Here is a 17,665-nt window from a genome sequence, read left to right on the forward strand (position 1 = left end):
ACTAGCTTTCTATAAATATATTTTTTTAAATTTCTAATTTACTTCCTGTTTGAATTTCAAAAACTTGAAATCCACTATTTTTTTCAAGTTTTTTAATTCCAAATTCACCAGTACAATGACATGGGAAAATAGTATTTATACTTGTTTTATTTAAGTATTCTATCAAATCATCTATATATTTCTCATTTTTATTTAAACTAGTTCTACTTGATAGATGAAGCCCACCTATTATACTATGTATCTCAATTTTTTCTGTTTTACATTGCTCTAAAATATTCTCTATTCCTATATGTGCACATCCAACAAGCAGAGTATTAATATTATTTTCTTTTATTATCATATGTAACTCATGTTTAAAACTATCTTTTTCATACTCACCATTTTCATTTTTCATATAAAGATTTTCATTAATTGGATTATCACTTTTCTTATCAAAACAATGAAATAAATATATATTCTCTAAATTAAATGTATTTTGAATAAAATTAAATCTTTCAACATCTAAGTATTCATAGGGTATACCTATATCTATATACGCTCCTAATATTTTTTTATAATGTTTATCAAAATAATACTCACTACAATATATTTTAGCTTTCTTATTTTTTTTTAAAAAGTATGGTAATCCTCCACCATGATCTTTATGACCATGAGAAAGGACTAAATAATCTATTTCCTCTAGATTAATTCCTATTTTCTCTGCATTTTTCCAAAATTTTTTACTTTCACCTACATCAAATAATATCTTTTTCCCATTTGTTTTTATGTACAAAGAGAGGCCATGCTCCTTTACTAAATCTTTATTTAAACTTTTATTTTCTACCAAGACCTGTATCTCTATCTTATATCCCTTCCTTTTTTATTTATTAAAAATAATTATATTGTTTTTAAACTTAAAAATCAAGATTATAATATAAAAAATATCGTAATTCCAACAAAAGATATTAAAGCACCTATCCCCTCTAATATACTAACTTTTTCTTTAAAAAATATAATTGATATAGGAATTATTAATATCGGGCTTGTTGCTGCTAAAGTGCTTACAATTCCGACATTTGCATATTTCATAGCTTCTACTAATGCAGTTACTCCTAAAGTTGCCACAATAGTCCCTAAAACTATATATATCATACCTTTTTTATTTAAAATTCCTTCTTTTATATTTGACCATTCTTTTTTTAAAGAGATATAAACTATAAAAGCTAAAATCGCTGGTATTGTTCTAACTTGAATTGTTGCAAAAGAATCATAATCAATAGAACCTAATCTGGTAAAAACAATTCCTAAGCTTTCTCCTAACATTGCTAATAAAGCATATATAAATCCAACTTTTGAAAACTCTTTATCATTTTTCTTTTTCAATATAACAATAGCTATTCCAATTATTGTTAATAGCATTCCTAAAACTTTAAATCCTTCTATTTTTTCTCCTAGTATAAAAAAGCTTAAAATCGAAACAGCTATCGGACTAAATGTCATAACTAATAAAGTTATTCTTGGTCCTATTTTAATATATGATTTATATAAAAAAAAATCTCCTAAAAACAAGCCAAACAATCCTGAAATAGATAAAAATTTAAATGATTCCTTTGTTACATCTAAAGGTAAAACTAACCCTCTCTTCACATACGTTATTACTCCTAAAAACAACATAGCTATAACTAATCTTATCAAATTCACTGCTAACGTTCCTGTTTCTTTACTTGCTCTCTCTAAAAATACAGAGCTTCCTACCCACCCAAATGCTGCAGCAAGTGCTAAACTTTCACCCAATTTAATTCCCCCTTATTTTAACTCTTCCCTTATCTTTTCCATTCTTTTTCTATTTACTCCAAAATCATACCATCCTGTTTGAGCTGCTGATCTTATATTTATTACATTTTTTTCTGGTTCTATCTCAAAATCTGCTATATCTTCAAATCCAAAAAATTTACTATAAAAAGCTACTTTTAAAAAATTTCCCTTATCTTCTAAAATTTTACCTTGAAATTTTTCTATTACTTTTATAAGTTTCTCTTTCACATTTCCCTCTTTATCATCTATAGATATTGGTTTAATATAATGTTTTGTATCTTTTGCCTCACTTGAAACACAATTCGGTGTACTTGGACATTCTTTTAACATGATTTTATCGCTCCCCTCTCCTAGTAAAATTGAAAAATAACAAATAAAAATTATTATTAATTTTCTCTTCATAATTTCTCACCCCTTTATTTTTAGTATACCTTATTTTTCTACTAAAAAACAATTTTTTTACAATAAAAAAAGTGGAAAGAAATTTATCTCTCCACTTTGATATTTTAGTAATTAATACACTCTAACTCAAACTCTTTTTGCTTCTCTAAACAAGATGGGCAAACTTTTGGTGCCTCTATTCCTTCGTGAACATAACCACACTTTCTACACTTCCATCTTACATCGTTATCTTTTTTAAATACATGATCTTCTCCTAAATTTTTTAATAATTTACGATATCTTTTTTCATGTAATTTCTCAACTTCTACAATAACTTTAAATGCTGCTGCAACTTGAGGAAATCCCTCTTCTGTAGCAACTTCTGCAAATCCAGGGTATAACTCTGCCCACTCTTCATATTCTCCTGCTGCCGCTTCCTCTAAATTTTCCATAGTTGTTCCAACTATTCCTGCTGGATAAGTTGCTGTTATCTCAACTGGTCCACCTTCTAAATATGAGAAAAATCTTCTTGCATGATACTGCTCATTTAAAGCTGTTTCCTCAAATAATGCAGCAATTTGCTCATAACCTTCACTTCTAGCCTTATCTGCAAATAGTGTGTATCTCTGTCTTGCTTGAGATTCTCCTGCAAAAGCTTTTAATAAATTTTGTTCAGTTTTAGTTCCTTTTATAGATTTACCCATTGGTATCCCTCCTTTGAATTCTTTCTTGAATATTGTTCAAAATTTTTTTGATTTTCCTTTTTATTTTTTTATTTATATGTTAATATTAAAAAAATACTAATCTAAACAGGAGGATTTATGGATTTTTTATCAAGAAGATCAATTAGAAAATATACTTCACAAAATATTGAAAAAGAAAAATTAGATGAAATACTAAAAGTGGCTTTAACTGCTCCTACTGGAAGAAATTTAAAACCATTTGAGTTGATTCTAATAAAAGAAAAAAATGCATTAAATAAGCTATCTCTATCAAAATCTATTGGATCTGCTATGTTAAAAGAAGCTAATGCAGCCATTATTGTCTTAGGTAATCCTGAAATTTCAAATACTTGGAATGAAGATGCTTCTATTGTTTCTTTCAGCATACAACTTAAAGCTTTTGAACTAGAACTTGGAAGCTGTTGGATAAATGTTAAAGATAGAAAAACAAGCGATAATACAGAATCAGAAGAGTATATTAAAAATAATTTTAATATACCTAGTCACTTAAAAATAGTTTCTATCATTTCCTTAGGTTATCCAAATGAACACAAACCTCCACATGATGATAAAGATATGGATTTTTCTAAAATTCATTTAGAGAAATATTAAAAAAAGCCAAAATTAATTGGCTTTTTTTACTATCTATGAGATTTTTTATCTCCTGTCATTTGAACAACATCTCCATCTTTTAAATTATATGCTTGTCCAAATCCTTTTACAAATCTTCCATTAACTATATTTAACTTTACTAAATGAAAATCTTGCATTTTACGAACAACTTTCATTCCTTCTCCAACTTTCTCTTCAAAAGCATCTAATATTACATCAAATTTTTCATCTCTTTCCTTAAATTCAGCTACTACATTGTATCTTAATCTCTTTCTTACTAGAACAGAAGCTGCATCTTTCTCATCTTGTAAAAACATAATTTCAAATTGAGGATTATCTTTTAAATTATCAAAATGATCTCCAATTTCACTAATGTAAATATACCCTTCTCCTTCGAAATTTAAGTATGGAGCATATGTCACATCAACATCTCCATTTTTAGATTTTGTTCCTAATATAACTGATTTAAAGTCTCCTCTAAACTCTTCTACCTCTTTTTTTATTTGTTCTTTATCAAATTTTATTGGCATCATCATAATTATTTTTTTCTCCTTTAATTTTGTTAATCAAACTATTTAAATATATGATATATTTTTTAACAAACTTTGTCAAGAATATTTTATACCTTTATTGTGTATTTTATAAATTTCCAGCTTTGTACATATTAAAAAATACACCTTTTTTATCAATTAAACTTTGAAAATCGCCTATTTCCTTAATTCCATCTTTACCTAAAACTACAATTTTGTTAAATTTTTTAAGTGTATTTAATCTATGAGCTATTGAAATTATTATTTTATCTTCAAATTTCTGTAGAATATTATCCATTATTTTTTTCTCTAAAATATTGTCCAATGCTGAAGTTCCTTCATCTAAAAATATGATTTCTGGGTCTTTTAAAAATAATCTTGCCATTGATAGCCTTTGCTTCTGTCCTGAACTCAATTCAATTCCACCTTGGCCTAGTTTTGTATTTTCTTTCTTTTCTAAACTTTCTACAAATTCTTTTAATTCAGCTAATTCTAATGCTTCTTCTATCTCTTTTTTTGTTGCATCTCTTTTTACTACTTTTATATTCTCTAATATTGTTTCATTCATCAAACTATCTCTCTGATCGACTATCGCTATTTTATTTAACAAACTTTCTCTATCTACCTCATGGATGCATAAATCATTTATAAAAATTGTATTTTCTTCAGGTAAAAATGTTCTTTTTAAAAGTGAAAATATTGTTGTTTTTCCTACTCCACTCTCTCCAACAAATGCTACTTTTTCTCCTTTTTCTATAGTTATTGATAAATTTTTTATAACTTCTTGTTTACCAAATGCAAAATTTAATCCGTCTACCTTTATGCTGTCTATATTTTTTTCTATAATTGTATTTCCATCTTTAATATTTGGAATATTCATAATTTCTAAAAACCTGCTTATTCCTGTAGCTCCTCTTTGAAATACATCTACAAGGCCCATAAGTCTTAAAAGATACACTCTAAATCTATTAGTCAATAATATAAAACTCACAATAATTCCAAAACTTATTTCACCTTTTATATGCATGTATCCACCTATAAATATAACAATAAGTTGAGTGAGTTGATTATAAAAATTAATACCGGACATTAAAGCTGATGTATTAAATATATTATTTTTCTCTACACTTAATAACTCTTTATTTTTACTTGAAAACTTCTCTAAAGTATCTTTTTCTAGGACATTATCTTTTATAAAGAATATAGTTTTCAACGAATTGTGAATTCCTGATGTTAATTTAGAAAATCTTTCTCTTACTTCTATGTAGCCATATTTTAATTTCTTATTTTGAATTATTGTAAAATATATAGCTATTGGTAATGGAATCATTGTTATTAAAGTTAACTTCAAATTAAAAGTAGCCATTAAAGCCATAGCTCCGGCTATTGATAATATTGAAAATAAAAAATCTTCTAGTCCTCTATATAGAAGAGCTGAAACATTTTCTAAGTCATTTGTAACTCTTGATATGATATCTCCACTTTGATTTTTCATAAAATATGTATCTGGTTGATTTAATATTTTTTTAAATAAATCTTCTCTCATAAAAAATTTTATTCTATTTCCCATCAACTGTCCTCTTGAACTAGAGTAAATTGATAAAAATAATCTTATAATATAAAGCGTTAATAAAAAAGCTGAGAACATAAAAAATTCATTTATATTTTTCTTGGGAATTGAGTTATCAATTAAATTTTGGACAACTATCGGTCCATATAAATCCAGTACGGTTACAAAAAAACTGCTAACTAAAAAATAAGTTAGCAGTTTTCTTTCTTTTAAATAGTACTTGAAAATACTATTTAACATTTGACAACTCCTTGTATAACTCCTCTAAAGCATCAATTACTCTAGGCGTTCCTCTTAGTATTTTGTCTGATTCAATTATCATTATATTCCCTTTTTGTCCCGCTTTTGTTTGTTTTACAACTGGATTACTATTTAAAATATCATTTTTATTTTTTATAGCCATTGAACCTACAAGTATATCCGGATTTTCTGCTAATAAAAATTCTGGCGATAATATTGGTCTTCCACCTGGTAACCCTTTTGCTATATTTTCTATTCCTAAAGTATCGAAAATTTGACCTGGTAATGAATTTGGACTAAACACCATCATTGGAGATGTTGAAAATAAAAATCCTCCCTTTATTTTTAAAGGTTTTTCTGCTATTTTCTCTTTTATCATTTTTAATTTTAAATTATAACTATCAATTAATCTATCTGTATTTTCTTCCTTTCCAGTTATAACTCCATATATTTCTAAATTATTTAAAATTTGTTCAAAAGAATTAGCTTCATTAATTATAAAGTTTAATTTTCTTGCTTTTAAACTTTCTCCAAAACTTTCAGACATAGTATTTAGTATTACTAAATCTGGGCTATACATTAAAACTTGTTCTACTGAAGGTTTCATTATTGTTCCTGCTTTTGGTAAATCCTTTGTTTTTTCTTGTGGCCAAATTGGATTTTTTGCAGTGTCTGCTATTGCTACTATATTATTTTCTCCACCAATTAAATAAAATGCTTCCACTGCTGCCGGATCTAATATTAAAACTTTTTTATACTCTTTCTTTACTATTTTATTCCCTCTTGAATCTATAATAAAATCATTTTCTATTTTTAAAGCATAAACTAGATTACTAATTAAAATAGTAAAAATTAATGTTATTACTCTTTTCATCTTTCCTCCTAAACTAATGGAATAATATATGGTATTCCACTCTGATCTTTTATAACTTTAGCCTTTAAATTATAAACTTTTTGTAAATTTTCTTCTGTCAAAACTTCAGATGGTGTTCCTTGATATTTTATCTCTCCATCTTTCATCATAATAAGTTCATCACAAAACATAGCAGCTAAATTTAAATCATGTAATACTGCTACTCCTGTTAAAGATTTTTCAACCACTAAGCTTTTTACCTTATTTAATAATTCAACTGCATGATTTAAATCTAAAGCTGAAGTTGGTTCATCTAATAATAAAATTTCTGGATCTTGAGTTAAAGCTCTTGCTAATAAAACTCTTTGAAACTCTCCTCCAGAAAGACTAATTGCTACTCTTTCAGAAAATTTTTCCAATCCTAAAAACTTTAAATTATCTTCAACTTTTCTTCTATCTTCATATGAATATCCTGCCCAACTAGATTTTAAATGAGGAAGTCTCCCCATTAAAACAAAATCCTTAACTGACATATTTGTCATTAAATTTGACTTTTGTGGAACTAAGGAAACTAATCTTGCTTTCTCTTTTTTAGAAAGTTCCTTTGTTTCCTTTCCATTAAACTCAATATCCCCTTCACTTGGATTTAAATATCCTAATATATTCTTTAAAAATGTCGATTTACCACAACCGTTTGGTCCTAATATCCCCGTCATTTTTCCTTTAGTTATATTAACTTTTAATTTTTTTAAAATCTCTCTCTCTCCATAAGAAAATGACAGATTATTCACTTTTACACCCATTAGTTTCCTCCTTTAGCTTTAAATGCTAAGTATAAGAAGAATGGAGCTCCAAAGAATGCCGTAACAACTCCAATTGGAATCTCAACAGGTGCTAAAAACAATCTTCCTATTGTGTCACAAACTAATAAAAAAAATCCTCCTGCCAAGGCAGCATTAGGAATTAATCTAGAGTTAGATGGTCCTACTAACATTCTTATTGAATGAGGTATAATTAATCCTACAAAACCAATCATTCCTGAAAAAGCAACTGAAAATGCTACAACTAATGCCGACACTGTTAATACTTTTGCTTTCAATGTATGTACATCAACTCCTAAAGAGTTAGCTTCTTCATCTCCTGATAATAATGCATCTAATTGATTTCTTTGTAAGTAAAAAAATATTAAAGAAAAAACTAATGGAATTATAAGTAAAAATACTTTTGTCCAAGTTGCTCCTCCTAAATACCCCATTAACCACATAGTTATCTTAAAAGATTCCTCTCCTATTAAATACATAGCAAAAGATGTAAAAGCACCTATAAAAGCTGATACAGCTATTCCTACTATTAGAAGAGTTGTTATGTCAACCTTACCACTTCTATTTGATAACTTAAATATAATGAATGTACTTATTAAGCATGATAAAAATGCCAATATCCCATAAAAAATATCTGGTAATTGAAATACATATGCTATCACAGCCCCGAGTGTAGCACTTGCTGCAATTCCTATTATATATGGATCAGCTAGTGGATTCTGAAATACTGCTTGAACTACAACTCCACTTGATGAAAGCATCATTCCTATTAATAATGCCATCACTATTCTTGGTAATCTTATATCATAAATTATTGTTTTTATATAATCTGGTGCTGTACTTATGGAAAATAGTTGTTCCAATGGTACAGAAACACTTCCTAAACCAATAGAAAGTGTTCCTGTTAGTATTATTCCCAGAATTAATATTAACGATATGTGTTTTTTCATATTAATTCTCCTATTTTTTAGAAATTATATTTAAATCCTGCGTAAAGACTTCTCTCTGCAGCTGGATTATACTCTTTGCCATCTGAGCTTATAGAGTTATAATACTTTTCATTAAATATATTATTAATTCCTGTATAAATTCTTAAACTTTCAACTGGTCTATAATTTAATGTTAAGTTTGTCACAATGTTTTCATTCTGTTTACCCTCTGTATTTTTATTATTTAAATAATAACCTGACGAATAAACTGTATCCCAAATAACATTAACTTTTGAAGTTATTTTATAATCTAATGCTATATTAAATCTATTTGTAGGAACATCTGCTATTTCATTTCCCTCAATTGATTTATCTTGATCTTTTAATATTTTTGTCTTAACTAAAGCATATCCTTCTCTTACTGTTAGATTTCCAAAGTACTGCTCTGCATTTAACTCTAAACCATATCTTCTTGTTTTTCCAATATTATAATTTCTAAAATTCATTCCTGTATAATTTTCTGTTGCTATTTCATCATTTGTTTCAGTTAAATATATTGCTCCACTTATAAAACTTCCAAATATATAATCTTTAAAACCTGTTTCATATGTTATATATGTTTCTGAATCTAAATCATTATTAATATATGCTCCATCTATTTTATCTACTAATTGTGAAGGTGTTGGAGAAGTAAACCCTTTTTCTCCCTTCACATAGATATTTCCTGTCTCTGAATACAAATAGTTTCCTACTAACTCATAAGCCATATTTTCCATAGTTGTTTTTCTATTTATACTTGTATCTGATGTTGTTGCCCCACTTGATAAAGAACTTTTTGTATATGATCTATCAGTTTTATAATCTGCATATTCATATCTTACACCTTGAGTAAATTCAAATTTACCAATTGCATTTCTATTTAAAACAAATACACTATGAGTATCTTTAGTTAAATCATTTTTATATTTTTCTGAACTAAACATATCCATTTGACTATCTCTTTTCAAGTTGTTATTTATATAGTCATACCCTAAAATTAAACTACTTGATTCTCCATAGCTAACTTTTAATTTCGGTTTAAATCCTATCTTTTCGTCAGTATAATCCATATAATTTTTAACACTATAACTCATTTTTTCATAATTATTTTCATTATATATATCTGTTTTCTGATAGAATCCAACTAAATCTAAAGTTACTTTTTCATTAAATTTGTACTCATATTTTCCTGTAAATTCATCTTTCTTAGTATTATTAACAATTAACTCATCATATTTACCAACAAGACCATTACTTTTAGGATTTGATAACATCTCTTTTGTAAGAGCTCTAGGTGATGTTGCATCATCCTTATATCTTGAGTACTTAAAGGTAAAACTTTGATTTTCATCAATTTTATATTTTAAACTTCCTTCAAAATACTCTGAATCTGATTCATCCCCATCTCTAAACCCCTTGTAATCATTCTTAGTATAATTAATATTTATACCTAAATCTCCAACTGTCGTTCCATAAGAAACCTCACCTTTTTTTCCACCAAAAGTATTTAGCTCTCCTGAAACAGAACCTCCTGTATAACCTGCTCCTGATTTTGTCACAATATTTATTATTCCACCTCTTGTTCCACTTCCATAAAGAATAGCTCCTCCGCCTGGAATAACCTCAATTTTTTCAATATTTTCAACCGGAACTGTATTAATTGGTGTTTTTGCATGAGATGTATCTAATAAGTTTACACTTACACCATCTATTAAAACTTGTACATTTGCTGTTGCTTTACTTCCTTGTCCTCTCATATCAATTATTGGATCTTTTGGATCACCTATTAAATTGACACTTGGTACATCTTTTAAAGCCTCTGATACAGATTGATAATTCTTTTCCTCTATATCTTTAGCTGTAATAACTGTTACTGTATTTGTTACATTTCTTTGTGCTATTTCAAACCCCGTTGTTGAAATCACACTTTCATTTAATTTAACCCCTTTATTAGCGTCTTCATAGAAAAAATCATCATTTGAATAACTTAAAGCTGTTACTATTAAACTTAGTACTGCTATTCTTTTGTTCATAATTTTAATCCCTCTCCATTACTTTTTTATTAATCCTAAAGTTTTTTCAACAACTGTTGTTAAAATCTCTCTAGATATATTGTTACCCCAAAATAAGCCATCTTCAGTTAGTTTATAATGTTCTTTATCTTCTAATATAAAATTATTCTCTTTTAACTCAAATAGTAATTCTTCAAAAACTATCATTTCTTCAGATGTTAATATATTTTTTACTATATTTTTATCTATTTGTGGAAATTGAAACAATCCGCTAAATTTATCCAATCTTTGTTGATAATCACTTTTTTCAACAAACATTGACATCTCTTTCTTCATTCTAAAAATAGATATATTATCAACATTTCCTCCAGCTCCAACTCCAATTGGAAAAGTGTCTCCTCCAAAGTTTCTAGTTTTTATATATTTATATTTATCTCTTCCTTTTTTTGCTATTTTCGTTAACTCCAATACATAATAATCACTATCTTTAGTTAACTCTTTTATAAACGCATCATGTAACTCTCTCTCTCTTTTTAAATCCTCTTGAACTTTAACTTTTTCATCTTTTATGTCATGAGATAATGTTGAACCTTCATGAACCATTAATGAATAAAAACTTGAACTTCCTAAATCTAACTTTTTTATAATCTTGGCATCCTCTATAGCATCCTCTATTTTTTGCGTTGGATAGTTATAAATAATATCTATGCAAACTTCTCCATTAAATTTTTCTTTTAATTGAATTAATCTCTCTATTGTTTCATTTTTCGAATACGTTCTATTGTAAAATTTTCTTCCTTCATCTGAGAAACTTTGAATACCTACAGATAATCTATTAACTCCATATTTATTCATTAACTCTATTTTTTCATCATTTAAATTATGTAATGTTGTTTCTAAAGTAAATTCATATTCTGCAGAAAATTTTATATTTCTATTAACACTTTGAAGTATTTTTTCCAATTGATTATTTTTATAAACTGTTGGAGTTCCTCCACCAAAATATATTACATCTACACTTTTTTCCTTAAAATATCTATAGTCCCCATATTTATCAAATTCACTAACTATATAATCTGCATAAGAATCTAAACTTCCACTCAATTGCTCTCTATTTAAATTACAAAACGAACAAATTTTATCACAATATGGTGTATGAACATATATAGCTCTTGGAACATCTTTAGGTTCCTCTTTTAATCTGTTTAAAAATTCTTCCTCTGTAACTCTTTTTTGAGGATAATACTTTCCTATCAATCCACTAGAATTATGATGACTCTTATATCTTGTTTCAAAATACATTATTTAATCACTTCCCTTTAGTCTCTATATCTATTGCTTGTGCTCCAGCCAACTTTATATCTGACATTATATCTACTACATCTCCATAATCGATTCCTCTATCAGCTAATATTGCTACTCTTTTATTTTCCATTAGTACAATTATATTTTTTATTTTTTCTTGCAATTCATCTTTTCTTATATCTACTATGGAACTCTCTTTTTGTCTGTCTATTTTTATTTTTAGCTCTCCATTACTTGTAACTAAAATTGAAATTTTATCAACAGCTTCTGTTATTTCAGAAACCTCTGATTTAGGTAAATCTATTTTCATACCCTTCATATCATCAAATGTTGTAGCAACCATAAAAAATATTAGAAGTAAAAATACTACATCTATTAATGGAGTTAAATCTGGTGTTAATTGTTTTCTTTGATAATTCATAAACCCTTTTGATTTAAACATATTCTATACCTACATCTTTCTTAAAATATTTATAAATTCCACTACATTTTTTTCCATATCAACCAATGCTTTTTCAATCTTTTTTTGGTAGAAATTATAAAATATTAAAGCAGGTATTGCTACAATTAAACCTGATGCTGTTGTGATTAATGCTTGTGAAATTCCAAAAGCTAGAACTGTTGGATCTCCTGCTCCATGTTTTGACATAGCTGTAAATGCCCCAATCATTCCTGTTACAGTTCCTAATAACCCTGCTAATGGAGTTACATTAGCTGCTAAAGCTAAAATCCACATATTTTTTTCTAATTTTGGCATCTCTCTTAAGGCACACTCTCTTGCTTTCTCTTCTAAATAATCATAAGTACAACAATTCATTTTTTCACCATTATATTCTATTAAAATTGTTTTCATTACTTTTGCTGATGTATTTTTAAAGCAATCACATGCTTTTATAGCTCTTTCTCTTTCATTATTTTTGATAAATTTTTCTAAATGATTTATTAAAAGTTCTCCATTATCTTTTTCATTTTTGAAAAAGTAGTACCCTCTTTCTAATATCACACTAAGACCTGCTACTGATAAAAATATTATCACAGCCATTAATGGTCCTCCTGCTTTGATTATATCTATCATACATTCCCTCCTAAAATTAAATATTTTGACATTCAAAGTTATTATAATGATTTTGTACTAAATAGTCAATATATTTTTCAAACAAAGTATTTTTTTATAAATAATTTGATAATTAAAATATTTTTTGTTATAATCATTATGGATTTACTACTTATTTTTTGGAGGAATTATGAAGTTTTTTATTTTTTCAATAGTTTTACATATATTTATTTTTATTTTTGGTTTTTCTTTAGATTCAAACAAAAGTTTTGAAATTAATAATGTTGGAAATGATTTTAGTACTCCATCTATCTCTGTTAATTTCAATTCAATGCAAATAACTCCACAACCGCAACCAACCGAATCATCAGATGAAATTCTAAAAGAGGTTTTAGAAGAAAAGGTAGAAGAAAAAATAGATAAACCTAAATTTGAGGAGAAAAAAAGAGAAGTTATAAAAAAAGATAATAAAAAAATTTCTAAACCTAAAAAAGTTTTAGAAAAAAAGAAAAATGAACTCACTAAAAAATCTCACCAATCAGAAAATACAAATACACCTACAAATACTAATACTGATTTAATTGAGCTCTCGCAAGGTGTATTTGCTGCTAAAAATCAAGGGGTCCAAGGACTTAAATATTCTTTTATTTCTCAACCTGATCCAGAGTATCCTTTAGCTGCTAAAAGAGTATCATACACTAAAGAAGTTTCTATTAAGGTTAGATTTCTTGTGGGATTAAATGGTGAAATTGAAGATATTAAATTTTACAGTGATAAAGATAGTTTAGGTTTCCAAAAAGAAGTCGAAAAAACTTTAAACAAGTGGAAATTGACTCCTGTAACTTTAAATAATAAACCAATAAAGCTATACTTTTATAAAGAATTTAAATTTAATCAAAAATAATGGGAGGATTTTAATTTTATGAAAATACTTATTACATATTCATCAAAAACTGGAAATACAGAAAAAATAGCTCAAGCTATTCATAAAGGTATTCCAACTGCTAACCTTTTACCAATCTCTGAAATTGTAAACTTAGATTATGATTTAATTTTTGTAGGTGGTTGGATTGATAGAGCCACTTTCGATCAAACAGCATTGACTTTAGCTAAACAAATTTTTGATAAAAATGTTGCATACTTCTTTACTTTAGGTGCTTATCCACACTCTGAACATGCTAAAGATTGTGTTAACAACATTGAAACTCTATTAAAAAATAATAATAACAATATTTTAGGTGGATACTTTTGTCAAGGAGCCATTGATCCAAAGTTAATCTCTTGGTTATCAACACTTCCATCTGATCACAAAATGTCTCCAAACGAAGAAAGAAAAAAAAGATGGGAAGATGCTAAATCACATCCAGACCAATTGGATTTAGATAAAGCTACTGAATTTAGTTTAGATATTATTTCTAAGCACAAATAAAATAAAAAATAGGGAAAAGCTAGCATAACTTTTCCCTATTTTTACTTTTATAAACTTTTAAAACTTTCTAAACACTCTTCAATCAACTCTTTCTTCTCATTTCTTGGAACATACACTGCAAATATCTCCTTTTCATCCTCTCCGAAGAATTTTATAGAATAGCTCTCTCTTCCAAACATTATATCTTTTACTAAAAAAATCTCTTTTATTTTTCCCACACTTAAATGTCCACCTATTGTTGAATTTTTATCGTGGAAATTTAAGAATCCATGAGCATAAAATCCTTTTGGGAACTTATCTTGTATTTCTAATACAAAACTTGGAGTAATAACTAATAAAAATACCTTTTCCCACCCTCTTAATATATCGAACAAGTCATCGATTTTTTCTATATCATACTTTTTTACAGTTGGTGCCTCTCTTAAAACTTCAATCATTGAAATATCTAATTCTTTAGCTATTTTATTTAAAGAAGCCTTTTCGTCGTTTACCAGTATCTCGTTTATCTTATTTTTCATAAATCCCTCCTACACTATATTATGTAAGAAAAATATATTATATTTTAAAAACTTTGTCAATCAAATATTTTTAAAATATTCGATTACTTTAAAATTTTCATTAAATTTAACTTCATCTATCACATAATTTTCGCCAAAATTTTCCATATCTTCATATAATTTCTTAAATGTTATTATCTCTACACTCATTGTTAGTTTATAATTTTTTTCATCTGTTGTTTCACATTCAATCGTTGAAATATAACCCATTTTTTTTAACATATCTAAAATCCCTCTAGTTAACTCTGTTGGTATTTTTAAACTTTCAGATATCTCTATAGCAGATATTGGTTTATTATTTTTCAAATAATTTTCCATCAATGTTAGTAATACTTTTTGAGTAACCCTATACTTTGAAATAAAATTTATTTTTTTTATTATTCCAATTTTTCCTAAACTATCTCTATTTTGTAAAATATATGAAAAGTGTGCTCCTATTAAAATTAAAAACCATACAATTTTTAACCATATTAAAGAAAGTAACAGAACTGAAAAGCTTCCATAAATTTTATTATATGTTGTTATTATTATCTGTAATCTTACTAATAGCATATTACTTTGATTTAATAAAAATGAAATTATAAAACTACTCCAAAGAGTTGGAACTAAGTTTACTTTTGTATTTGGAAGAACAGTATAAAAAAATATAAAAAATATCCACAATGCTAAATATGGTGCTATTAACTGTATTATATGTTTACTGTAAAATATATCGGTTTTTAGATTAGTTAATATATTAGCTCCAATCACACTTACTGGTAACATTAAAAAAACAATAAAATAATCAGTTACTTTCCTAAAAACACCTCTTGTTTTTCTAATTCCCCATATACTATTTAAGGCTTTTTCAATCACAGAAAACATTGATATGATAACCCAACCTAATGATAAAAATCCTACTCCTGCAATAATTCCACTTCTAGTATTTTGTAGCAAATTCTGAGTTGTTTCTAGTATAAGATTTACAGTCTCCTCATTTAACGGGGAACTCTCTGTTAGTTGTTTAAGATAATAATTATCTATCCCAAACCATCTTCCAATACTAAACGCTATCGCTAAAACAGGTATAAAAGATAATGTTGTAAAATAACATAAGGTATTTGCCCATAAATTTGAATTTGATCTTTTATAATTTTCTAAAGCTCCCTTCATTTGACTATAAAAATGAGTTAGTTGCAATTCACTTATATAATCTTTTATTTTATTTATAAACTTTAAAATCATCTCATCCCTCCCAATATATTCTTTTCTAATTTTATCACATTTCCTTTATTAAAAAAATTAAAAGAACCTCTTTTACAAGGTTCTTTTAATACGGGGAGATTATTTATTTTTATAACACTTTTTTCTTTATTATATCTTTTAGACAAATATCTTTTAAAAAAAGTTTTATTTTTTTATTTTTTATACAGCTTCATCAATATCTTTTGGAATTCCAAAGAAATATGTTATTATAAATCCTGCTATATAAGATATTGCTAATCCAATTATATAATATAAAATTTTTCCTGGAATAACTAATGGAATAGCTGTTATTCCTGCTGGTCCAAAGGCTATTGTTTGAACTTTTGTGGCTGCTAAAAATGCTCCACCTATTCCACCTGCTATTGAAGCTGTTATGAATGGTTTTCCTAAAGGAAGTGTTACCCCATAAAGCATTGGCTCCCCTATTCCTAATATTGCAACAGGCATTGCTGATCTTATTATATCTCTTAGTTTTTTATTTTTTTTTGCCTTTATATAGATTGCTGCTGCTCCACCTATTTGTCCTCCACCTGCCATACAAAGTATTGGAAATAAGGAGATACTTCCAAATTGTGTTAGTTGAACCATATAAAATGGTATTAGTCCATGATGTAATCCAACCATTAATAGAGGTAAAAATGATGCTGCTAATATAAATCCACCTATTATTGCCATCGGTCCTTCACTCATTATAAAGAATGAGAAAACTTTTATAATTCCATCTGAAACTACTCCTGCAAAAGGCATTATTGCAAATATTGTTAATGTTCCTACTATTAATAATGCAATCATAGGAGTTAAAATTGTATCTAGAAAATCTGGTATAATTTTTCTTAGTTGCTTTTCGACCCAAGCTAAAATTGCAACACCTATTATCACACCAATTATTCCACCTTTACCAGGAATTAAGATACTATTTAACGGTACTTCTGCATTGTATAAGCCTAATGCTTTTGAAAATATATTTATATTACCACTTATTGTTATTGCTCCAATAACTCCACCTAAAGCAGGTGTTGCTCCAAACTCATTAGCTGAATTTATACCCACAAATATTGCAAAATATGCAAATAAACCACTACCTAAAGTTTGAAAAAATGTTATCCACATAGGCATATCTTTTATTCCTTCTGCTGTATATACATTTTGAAAATATCCTGCTATTCCATTTAAAAGCCCCGCCCCTATTATCGCTGGAATTAATGGAATAAATATATTTGCTAACCTTCTTAATACTGATGAGAACTTACTTTGCTTTGATTTTACACTCTCTTTTGTTTTTTTCCATTCATCGTTATTAGCCGATATTTCTCCACAAAGTTTTTTCATTTCATCCGCTATTTTTTTACTCTTTCCTGGTCCTACAACTACTTGAATCGTATCATCTTTTATTACTTTTATAACCCCTGGAATTTCATCCAAGTTTTTAAAATCTACTTTATCATTATTCTTAACAGAAACTCTTACTCTTGTCATACAATTATTTATAACTGCTATATTATCTTTTGACCCTAATTTTTCAATTATCTCTTTTGCAATTGATTGATTATCCATTTTACTCTCCCCTTGATA

The 17,665-nt window shown here is 27.1% G+C and carries 19 protein-coding genes; 3 read left to right on the forward strand and 16 right to left on the reverse strand.

Annotated elements, in window-relative coordinates:
* Window positions 1-25: 25 nt before the first annotated feature.
* From HMPREF0202_RS05690 to rbr, 4 genes are all read right to left on the reverse strand, one after another.
* Complete coding sequence (locus HMPREF0202_RS05690; protein WP_023050092.1) at window positions 26-826, reverse strand: MBL fold metallo-hydrolase; 801 nt, start codon at window positions 824-826, stop codon at window positions 26-28.
* Window positions 827-906: 80 nt separating this feature from the next.
* Window positions 907-1,773, reverse strand: coding sequence for a DMT family transporter (locus tag HMPREF0202_RS05695; protein ID WP_023050093.1), 867 nt, complete (start codon window positions 1,771-1,773; stop codon window positions 907-909).
* A 12-nt stretch (window positions 1,774-1,785) separates the two neighbouring features.
* Window positions 1,786-2,196, reverse strand: a complete 411-nt coding sequence (locus tag HMPREF0202_RS05700) for a DUF1499 domain-containing protein (RefSeq protein ID WP_023050094.1) — start codon at window positions 2,194-2,196, stop codon at window positions 1,786-1,788.
* Window positions 2,197-2,300: 104 nt separating this feature from the next.
* Window positions 2,301-2,879 (reverse strand): rubrerythrin, encoded by a 579-nt coding sequence (gene rbr / locus HMPREF0202_RS05705; RefSeq protein WP_023050095.1) that lies wholly within the window; start codon window positions 2,877-2,879, stop codon window positions 2,301-2,303.
* Window positions 2,880-2,996: 117 nt separating this feature from the next.
* Between rbr and HMPREF0202_RS05710 the strand changes: the two genes are divergently transcribed.
* Window positions 2,997-3,509 (forward strand): nitroreductase family protein, encoded by a 513-nt coding sequence (locus tag HMPREF0202_RS05710; protein WP_023050096.1) that lies wholly within the window; start codon window positions 2,997-2,999, stop codon window positions 3,507-3,509.
* A 29-nt stretch (window positions 3,510-3,538) separates the two neighbouring features.
* Here HMPREF0202_RS05710 and HMPREF0202_RS05715 read toward each other — a convergent pair whose 3' ends face one another.
* The 9 genes from HMPREF0202_RS05715 to HMPREF0202_RS05755 form a co-directional block, all read right to left on the reverse strand.
* On the reverse strand, window positions 3,539-4,045 hold the full coding sequence (locus tag HMPREF0202_RS05715; RefSeq protein WP_023050097.1) for a pyridoxamine 5'-phosphate oxidase family protein: 507 nt from the start codon (window positions 4,043-4,045) through the stop codon (window positions 3,539-3,541).
* A gap of 103 nt (window positions 4,046-4,148) precedes the next feature.
* Window positions 4,149-5,849, reverse strand: coding sequence for an ABC transporter ATP-binding protein (locus HMPREF0202_RS05720; protein WP_023050098.1), 1,701 nt, complete (start codon window positions 5,847-5,849; stop codon window positions 4,149-4,151).
* Complete coding sequence (locus tag HMPREF0202_RS05725) at window positions 5,839-6,723, reverse strand: ABC transporter substrate-binding protein (RefSeq protein WP_023050099.1); 885 nt, start codon at window positions 6,721-6,723, stop codon at window positions 5,839-5,841. Before HMPREF0202_RS05725 ends, HMPREF0202_RS05720 begins: the two co-directional genes overlap by 11 nt.
* A gap of 8 nt (window positions 6,724-6,731) precedes the next feature.
* Window positions 6,732-7,505, reverse strand: coding sequence for an ABC transporter ATP-binding protein (locus HMPREF0202_RS05730; RefSeq protein WP_023050100.1), 774 nt, complete (start codon window positions 7,503-7,505; stop codon window positions 6,732-6,734).
* Window positions 7,505-8,473 (reverse strand): FecCD family ABC transporter permease, encoded by a 969-nt coding sequence (locus HMPREF0202_RS05735; RefSeq protein ID WP_023050101.1) that lies wholly within the window; start codon window positions 8,471-8,473, stop codon window positions 7,505-7,507. Before HMPREF0202_RS05735 ends, HMPREF0202_RS05730 begins: the two co-directional genes overlap by 1 nt.
* Before the next feature lie 17 nt (window positions 8,474-8,490).
* The gene (locus HMPREF0202_RS05740; protein WP_023050102.1) at window positions 8,491-10,524 is read right to left on the reverse strand and encodes a TonB-dependent receptor; all 2,034 of its coding nucleotides are present in this window, start codon (window positions 10,522-10,524) and stop codon (window positions 8,491-8,493) included.
* A gap of 18 nt (window positions 10,525-10,542) precedes the next feature.
* Window positions 10,543-11,805 (reverse strand): radical SAM protein, encoded by a 1,263-nt coding sequence (locus HMPREF0202_RS05745; RefSeq protein ID WP_023050103.1) that lies wholly within the window; start codon window positions 11,803-11,805, stop codon window positions 10,543-10,545.
* Window positions 11,806-11,812: 7 nt separating this feature from the next.
* On the reverse strand, window positions 11,813-12,250 hold the full coding sequence (locus HMPREF0202_RS05750; RefSeq protein WP_023050104.1) for an ExbD/TolR family protein: 438 nt from the start codon (window positions 12,248-12,250) through the stop codon (window positions 11,813-11,815).
* Window positions 12,251-12,259: 9 nt separating this feature from the next.
* Window positions 12,260-12,883 (reverse strand): MotA/TolQ/ExbB proton channel family protein, encoded by a 624-nt coding sequence (locus HMPREF0202_RS05755; RefSeq protein ID WP_023050105.1) that lies wholly within the window; start codon window positions 12,881-12,883, stop codon window positions 12,260-12,262.
* Between the two features lie 169 nt (window positions 12,884-13,052).
* Between HMPREF0202_RS05755 and HMPREF0202_RS14700 the strand changes: the two genes are divergently transcribed.
* Together HMPREF0202_RS14700 and HMPREF0202_RS05765 are read left to right on the forward strand one after the other, a co-directional pair.
* Entirely contained in the window at window positions 13,053-13,766 is a 714-nt protein-coding gene (locus HMPREF0202_RS14700) for an energy transducer TonB (RefSeq protein WP_023050106.1), read from the forward strand.
* A gap of 18 nt (window positions 13,767-13,784) precedes the next feature.
* The gene (locus tag HMPREF0202_RS05765) at window positions 13,785-14,291 is read left to right on the forward strand and encodes a flavodoxin family protein (RefSeq protein WP_023050107.1); all 507 of its coding nucleotides are present in this window, start codon (window positions 13,785-13,787) and stop codon (window positions 14,289-14,291) included.
* A 47-nt stretch (window positions 14,292-14,338) separates the two neighbouring features.
* Here the strand turns inward: HMPREF0202_RS05765 and hutX are convergent, their stop codons facing one another.
* From hutX to HMPREF0202_RS05780, 3 genes are all read right to left on the reverse strand, one after another.
* Window positions 14,339-14,809, reverse strand: a complete 471-nt coding sequence (gene hutX / locus HMPREF0202_RS05770; protein WP_023050108.1) for a heme utilization cystosolic carrier protein HutX — start codon at window positions 14,807-14,809, stop codon at window positions 14,339-14,341.
* Window positions 14,810-14,869: 60 nt separating this feature from the next.
* Window positions 14,870-16,072, reverse strand: coding sequence for a YhjD/YihY/BrkB family envelope integrity protein (locus HMPREF0202_RS05775; protein ID WP_023050109.1), 1,203 nt, complete (start codon window positions 16,070-16,072; stop codon window positions 14,870-14,872).
* Window positions 16,073-16,252: 180 nt separating this feature from the next.
* On the reverse strand, window positions 16,253-17,647 hold the full coding sequence (locus tag HMPREF0202_RS05780) for a PTS transporter subunit EIIC (protein WP_023050111.1): 1,395 nt from the start codon (window positions 17,645-17,647) through the stop codon (window positions 16,253-16,255).
* Window positions 17,648-17,665: the final 18 nt, after the last annotated feature.

Source organism: Cetobacterium somerae ATCC BAA-474, assembly GCF_000479045.1.
In the GTDB taxonomy this organism is placed as follows: Bacteria; Fusobacteriota; Fusobacteriia; order Fusobacteriales; family Fusobacteriaceae; genus Cetobacterium_A; species Cetobacterium_A somerae.

Coding starts and splice junctions, on each gene's coding strand:
- HMPREF0202_RS05775 (WP_023050109.1), bottom strand. CDS start 16,072: ATGATTTTAAAGTTTATAAATAAAATAAAAGATTATATAAGTGAATTG.
- HMPREF0202_RS05765 (WP_023050107.1), top strand. CDS start 13,785: ATGAAAATACTTATTACATATTCATCAAAAACTGGAAATACAGAAAAA.
- HMPREF0202_RS05735 (WP_023050101.1), bottom strand. CDS start 8,473: ATGAAAAAACACATATCGTTAATATTAATTCTGGGAATAATACTAACA.
- HMPREF0202_RS05715 (WP_023050097.1), bottom strand. CDS start 4,045: ATGATGATGCCAATAAAATTTGATAAAGAACAAATAAAAAAAGAGGTA.
- rbr (WP_023050095.1), bottom strand. CDS start 2,879: ATGGGTAAATCTATAAAAGGAACTAAAACTGAACAAAATTTATTAAAA.
- HMPREF0202_RS05720 (WP_023050098.1), bottom strand. CDS start 5,849: ATGTTAAATAGTATTTTCAAGTACTATTTAAAAGAAAGAAAACTGCTA.
- HMPREF0202_RS05755 (WP_023050105.1), bottom strand. CDS start 12,883: ATGATAGATATAATCAAAGCAGGAGGACCATTAATGGCTGTGATAATA.
- HMPREF0202_RS05710 (WP_023050096.1), top strand. CDS start 2,997: ATGGATTTTTTATCAAGAAGATCAATTAGAAAATATACTTCACAAAAT.
- HMPREF0202_RS05780 (WP_023050111.1), bottom strand. CDS start 17,647: ATGGATAATCAATCAATTGCAAAAGAGATAATTGAAAAATTAGGGTCA.
- HMPREF0202_RS05725 (WP_023050099.1), bottom strand. CDS start 6,723: ATGAAAAGAGTAATAACATTAATTTTTACTATTTTAATTAGTAATCTA.
- HMPREF0202_RS05740 (WP_023050102.1), bottom strand. CDS start 10,524: ATGAACAAAAGAATAGCAGTACTAAGTTTAATAGTAACAGCTTTAAGT.
- HMPREF0202_RS05730 (WP_023050100.1), bottom strand. CDS start 7,505: ATGGGTGTAAAAGTGAATAATCTGTCATTTTCTTATGGAGAGAGAGAG.
- hutX (WP_023050108.1), bottom strand. CDS start 14,809: ATGAAAAATAAGATAAACGAGATACTGGTAAACGACGAAAAGGCTTCT.
- HMPREF0202_RS05745 (WP_023050103.1), bottom strand. CDS start 11,805: ATGTATTTTGAAACAAGATATAAGAGTCATCATAATTCTAGTGGATTG.
- HMPREF0202_RS05750 (WP_023050104.1), bottom strand. CDS start 12,250: ATGTTTAAATCAAAAGGGTTTATGAATTATCAAAGAAAACAATTAACA.
- HMPREF0202_RS14700 (WP_023050106.1), top strand. CDS start 13,053: ATGAAGTTTTTTATTTTTTCAATAGTTTTACATATATTTATTTTTATT.
- HMPREF0202_RS05700 (WP_023050094.1), bottom strand. CDS start 2,196: ATGAAGAGAAAATTAATAATAATTTTTATTTGTTATTTTTCAATTTTA.